We start from the raw sequence: 4,778 nt of genomic DNA, 5'->3' as shown, positions 1-4,778 counted from the left end.
ATCAGAAAGTCTTTTTCAGAGTTTCCCTAGTGTGCGCTCTCTTGCTTGGATGGCATTACGTTCTGGCCCAACGTTACTGTAGCGAATCCGCAGCAGTATCAATCAAAGCCTCCTGTATCCCGCGTGAAGAAAGACGCTACGTTGCGCCCGTTCTTCCACGGCTTCGCTTGCCGCCCCGCTACGGCAGATTCGAAGTATTCATCGAAATGTCATCCTTTAGAAACAGTGCGTTAACAAGGAATTTCTATCCTTTGCATCGCGAACCGCAATTGTGCGGCCAGCAATATTGCAAAAGGTGATCAAATGATGCCCCATCCAATACAGGACGCCGTGCTGCGGGTCGACCGGTTGAGCGTCGTCTATCCAGGCGGCGTGACAGCCCTACGCGATACCTCGATTGCATTTCGGCGTGGTGAGTTCACCGTGCTGCTTGGTCTCTCGGGCGCAGGCAAGTCGACCTTGCTCCGTAGTCTCAATCGACTCGTCACGCCCACTGGCGGCAGTGTCACCAGCGAACTCGGTGAGCTCGGCAGCGGCTCGGCCTTGCGTCAGCATCGTCGGCGTACCGCCATGATCTTTCAGCACCACCAGCTAATCGAACGTCAAAGCGCACTGGCTAATGTGCTTACCGGTCGGCTGGCCTTTCACAACACGCTCCGCTCGCTGTTTCCTCTGCCGCGTGCCGATCAGGAGATTGCGCTCAGTTGCCTCGCTCGGGTCGGTCTGGCAGACAAGGCGCTAAGCCGGGTGGACAAACTGTCCGGTGGCCAGCAGCAGCGGGTAGGCATCGCGCGTGCGCTAGCGCAACAGCCGGCGATCATTCTGGCCGATGAGCCGGTAGCCAGTCTCGACCCGGCCACTTCGGTCCGTGTTCTCGGATTGCTGCGCGACATCTGCAAGGAAGACGGCATCACCGCCATCGTTTCGCTGCATCAACTCGAATATGCCCGCCGCTTCGCCGATCGCGTCGTCGGGCTGGCCGATTCTCAGATCGTTTTCGATGCCGCGCCCTCGGAACTCACCGATGCGCAGCTTGAGCGCATCTATGCAGGCCGCTCTACGACTCAGCCAGCGAATACTCCGGCTGAACCACCTGTCATGCTCGAACCTTCACTGGAGATGTCCCGATGAAACGCTTATCCGCGCTCTTATTGACTTGCTTGCTGTCCGCTGTTTCAAGTTTGTCCGCCCTAGCGGCCGATGCCGATCCGGATGTGCTAAAGGTTGCCCTGCTGCCGGACGAAAACGCCTCCGAGCTGATCAAGCGTAACCAGCCGCTGAAGGATTATCTGGAAGAGCATCTGGACAAGAAGGTGCAGCTGATCGTAACCACCGACTATTCCTCGATGATTGAGGCGATGCGCTTTGGCCGTATCGACCTGGCGTATTTCGGTCCGCTGTCCTACGTCATGGCCAAAAGCAAAAGCGACATCGAGCCCTTCGCTGTCACGGTCATCGACGGCAAGCCGACCTATCGCTCGGTGATTATCGCCAATGTGGCGTCAGGCGTGAATGAGTATGCCGACCTTAAGGGCAAGAAGATGGCCTATGGTGACCGGGCATCGACGTCCAGCCATTTGATTCCCAAAACCGTGCTTCTTGAGACGGCCGGTTTGACGGGTGGGCGGGACTACGAAGAATATTTTGTGGGCACGCATGACGCCGTTGCCGTCAACGTGGCGAACGGCAACGCCGATGCGGGTGGGCTGTCGGAGGTAATTTTCAATCACGTAGTCGAACGTGGCCTAATCGATCCGAGCAAGGTGAAAGTACTTGGTTACAGCGGCGAATACCCCCAGTACCCCTGGGCGATGCGCTCGAACCTGAGCCCCGAGCTGAAAACCAAGGTGCGGGATGTATTCGTCGGTATCGACGATCCCGAAGTGCTGCGCAACTTCAAGGCCGAGGCCTTCGCGCCAATCACCGACGCCGACTACGATGTGATCCGCAAAATGGGATCGCTGCTCGGCCTCGACTTCGCCACGATGTGAGCACCGATATGTCTACTCATTACGACGTGCAGGCGCTGCCTGCAGAGCAACGCGAGCACATCCTTCGAGGCTTCGGCCTCGGTTGGTGGCGCCAGCTGGGGCAGGTGGCGATTGTATTCGGAGTGGTGCTGTTGGCCTGCTGGTACGTGGGGCTGCTCGATGCCACCACGCTGCTGAACGGGCTGCCCTCCATCGCGACCCTGGCAGGCGAGGCCATGCCGCCAGACTTTTCGGGCTATCGAAGCTGGATTCGCCCCTTGATCGACACCTTGGCGATGAGCATCGCCGGTACGGCCATCGCAGTGGTGTTCTCGCTGGTGGTGGCCTTCGTTGCAGCGCGCAATACGGCGCCGCACCCCCTTGTGTTCGGTGTTGCCCGGGTGCTGCTCAATGCCCTGCGGTCGGTGCCGGAGCTGATCATGGGCATCATCTTCGTTGCAGCCGTAGGGTTCGGCGCCTTGCCGGGCGTGCTTGCCCTGGGTCTGCATTCGGTCGGCATGGTCAGCAAGTTCTTCGCCGAGGCCATCGAGCACGTCGACGAAGCGCCGGTGGAAGCCGCTCGGGCGGCGGGGGCTACGCCGATGCAAGTGCTGCTGCACGCGGTTTTGCCACAGGTGACGCCGCAGTTCGCCGACGTGGCGATCTACCGCTGGGAATACAACTTTCGCGCCTCCACCGTGATGGGCATGGTTGGCGCCGGCGGTATCGGCTTCGAACTCATGGGCTCGCTGCGCATCATGCAGTACCAGGAGGTTGCAGCAATCCTGCTGGTCATCCTGGCCATGGTCACGCTAGTAGACGCCTTCAGTGGCGTGCTGCGCAAACGTTTCAAATAGGACAAAACATGCTGCCGAAACTCGTTATAACTCACCGAGTACACGATGAGATCCTGCAACTGCTGGCGCCACATTGCGAGCTGGTGACCAACCAGACCGACAGCACGCTGACGCGCGAGGAAATTCTGCGCCGCTGTCGCGATGCTCAGGCGATGATGGCGTTCATGCCCGATCGGGTCGATGCAGACTTTCTTCAAGCCTGCCCTGAGCTGCGTGTAGTCGGCTGCGCGCTCAAGGGCTTCGACAATTTCGATGTGGACGCCTGTACTGCCCGCGGGGTCTGGCTGACCTTCGTGCCTGATCTGTTGACGGTCCCGACTGCCGAGCTGGCGATCGGACTGGCGGTGGGGCTGGGGCGGCATCTGCGGGCAGCAGATGCGTTCGTCCGCTCTGGCGAGTTCCAGGGCTGGCAACCACAGTTCTACGGCACGGGGCTGGATAACGCTACGGTCGGCATCCTTGGCATGGGCGCCATCGGACTGGCCATGGCTGAGCGCTTGCAGGGATGGGGCGCGACCCTGCAGTACCACGAGGCGAAGGCTCTGGATACACAAACCGAGCAACGGCTCGGCCTGCGCCAGGTGGCGTGCAGCGAACTCTTCGCCAGCTCGGACTTCATCCTGCTGGCGCTTCCCTTGAATGCCGATACCCAGCATCTGGTCAACGCCGAGCTGCTTGCCCTCGTACGGCCGGGCGCTCTGCTTGTAAACCCCTGTCGTGGTTCGGTAGTGGATGAAGCCGCCGTGCTCGCGGCGCTTGAGCGAGGCCAGCTCGGCGGGTATGCGGCGGATGTATTCGAAATGGAAGACTGGGCTCGCGCGGACCGGCCGCGGCTGATCGATCCTGCGCTGCTCGCGCATCCGAATACGCTGTTCACTCCGCACATAGGGTCGGCAGTGCGCGCGGTGCGCCTGGAGATTGAACGTTGTGCAGCGCAGAACATCATCCAGGTATTGGCAGGTGCGCGCCCAATCAACGCTGCGAACCGTCTGCCCAAGGCCGAGCCTGCCGCATGTTGAATCCGGTCTGGCTGAAGAGCCTGGTAGCGATCGTTCAAACAGGCAGTTTTCAGAGCGCGGCGAGGGCGTTGGGGCTGGCCCAGCCGACGGTGTCGCAGCACTTGCAGAAGCTTGAAGAGCAGGTCGGCGTAACGCTGGTGCAGCGCAGTCGTAGCGGCTGCCAGCCTACCACACGGGCGCTGGCCTTCATGCCGCATGCGACCGCCTTGCTCGACATGCACGCCCGGGCGCTAGAAGCCCTGCATGGCAATCGTGAGCGCGTCGGGGCCAGCACCAACATCGGCACCTACCTTCTCCAGCCATTCGTGCGCAACTATCTGACGACCGCAAATGAGAGGGGCGAGGTGGATCTGCGCATCGCCGCCAACCCGGATGTGGCCGACCAGCTACTGGCGGGCCAGCTCGACGCCGCGATCATGGAATGGTGGCTACCTCACCCCGACTTCGAACACCGCCTCTGGCGGGTCGAGCCGCTGGTGCTTATCGTCAGCCCCGACCATGCGCTGGCTGAAGCAGGGTGCATAGAACGTGATCGTCTGGTGGACCTGCCGATGCTGGGAGGTGAACCGGGTAGCGGTACCGGACGGCTTCTGACCGAATACTTTGGCGAACTGGGCGTGCCTCGCAGCGGTATGCAGCTAGGCAGCACCGAGGCAGTCAAACAAGCAGTGAGGGCGGGACTCGGCGTGTCGTTGGTGATGGCTTCCGCAGTACAAGACGAAGTTCGCAGTGGCGCGCTGGTAGCTCTTCCCATCCCGGGGCTTGAAAAGCGTCTCCAACTGATCTGGCGCAAACCTCCCGGAAATCTGCACCCGCCGGGATTTGTGCGGCACTTATTGGAGGAGGCAGATCTAGCTGGATAAGGTGATGGATGGTTGCGATCCAGCGCTTGGCTTGTCAGCCTAGGGAAACTCTGAAAAAGACTTTCTGAT

General features: G+C 60.7%; 5 protein-coding genes. All 5 read left to right on the top strand.

What is annotated here, in order from left to right:
• The first annotated feature begins 303 nt into the window (after nucleotides 1-303).
• Genes phnC through HMPREF9538_RS24765 form a run of 5 tightly spaced genes read left to right on the top strand, consistent with a single transcriptional unit; the run spans nucleotide 304 to nucleotide 4,709 of the window.
• Nucleotides 304-1,131, top strand: coding sequence for a phosphonate ABC transporter ATP-binding protein (phnC, locus tag HMPREF9538_RS24745; protein WP_004153729.1), 828 nt, complete (start codon nucleotides 304-306; stop codon nucleotides 1,129-1,131).
• Entirely contained in the window at nucleotides 1,128-1,991 is an 864-nt protein-coding gene (gene phnD / locus HMPREF9538_RS24750) for a phosphate/phosphite/phosphonate ABC transporter substrate-binding protein (protein WP_004152695.1), read from the top strand. The genes phnC and phnD overlap by 4 nt, the downstream gene beginning before the upstream one ends.
• An 8-nt stretch (nucleotides 1,992-1,999) precedes the next feature.
• A complete protein-coding gene (phnE, locus tag HMPREF9538_RS24755) occupies nucleotides 2,000-2,827 on the top strand; it encodes a phosphonate ABC transporter, permease protein PhnE (protein ID WP_004152694.1) in 828 nt (275 codons plus the stop codon).
• An 8-nt stretch (nucleotides 2,828-2,835) separates the two neighbouring features.
• Nucleotides 2,836-3,846 (top strand): phosphonate dehydrogenase PtxD, encoded by a 1,011-nt coding sequence (gene ptxD, locus HMPREF9538_RS24760; RefSeq protein ID WP_004152693.1) that lies wholly within the window; start codon nucleotides 2,836-2,838, stop codon nucleotides 3,844-3,846.
• Nucleotides 3,840-4,709, top strand: a complete 870-nt coding sequence (locus tag HMPREF9538_RS24765; protein ID WP_004152692.1) for a LysR family transcriptional regulator — start codon at nucleotides 3,840-3,842, stop codon at nucleotides 4,707-4,709. The genes ptxD and HMPREF9538_RS24765 overlap by 7 nt, the downstream gene beginning before the upstream one ends.
• Nucleotides 4,710-4,778 lie beyond the last annotated feature (69 nt).

The sequence above is a fragment of the Klebsiella sp. MS 92-3 genome (assembly GCF_000195655.1).
Taxonomy (GTDB): Bacteria; Pseudomonadota; Gammaproteobacteria; order Enterobacterales; family Enterobacteriaceae; genus Klebsiella; species Klebsiella pneumoniae.
Note: the sequence above shows the minus strand (reverse complement) of the source record. Positions and strands in the feature narration are given on the sequence as shown.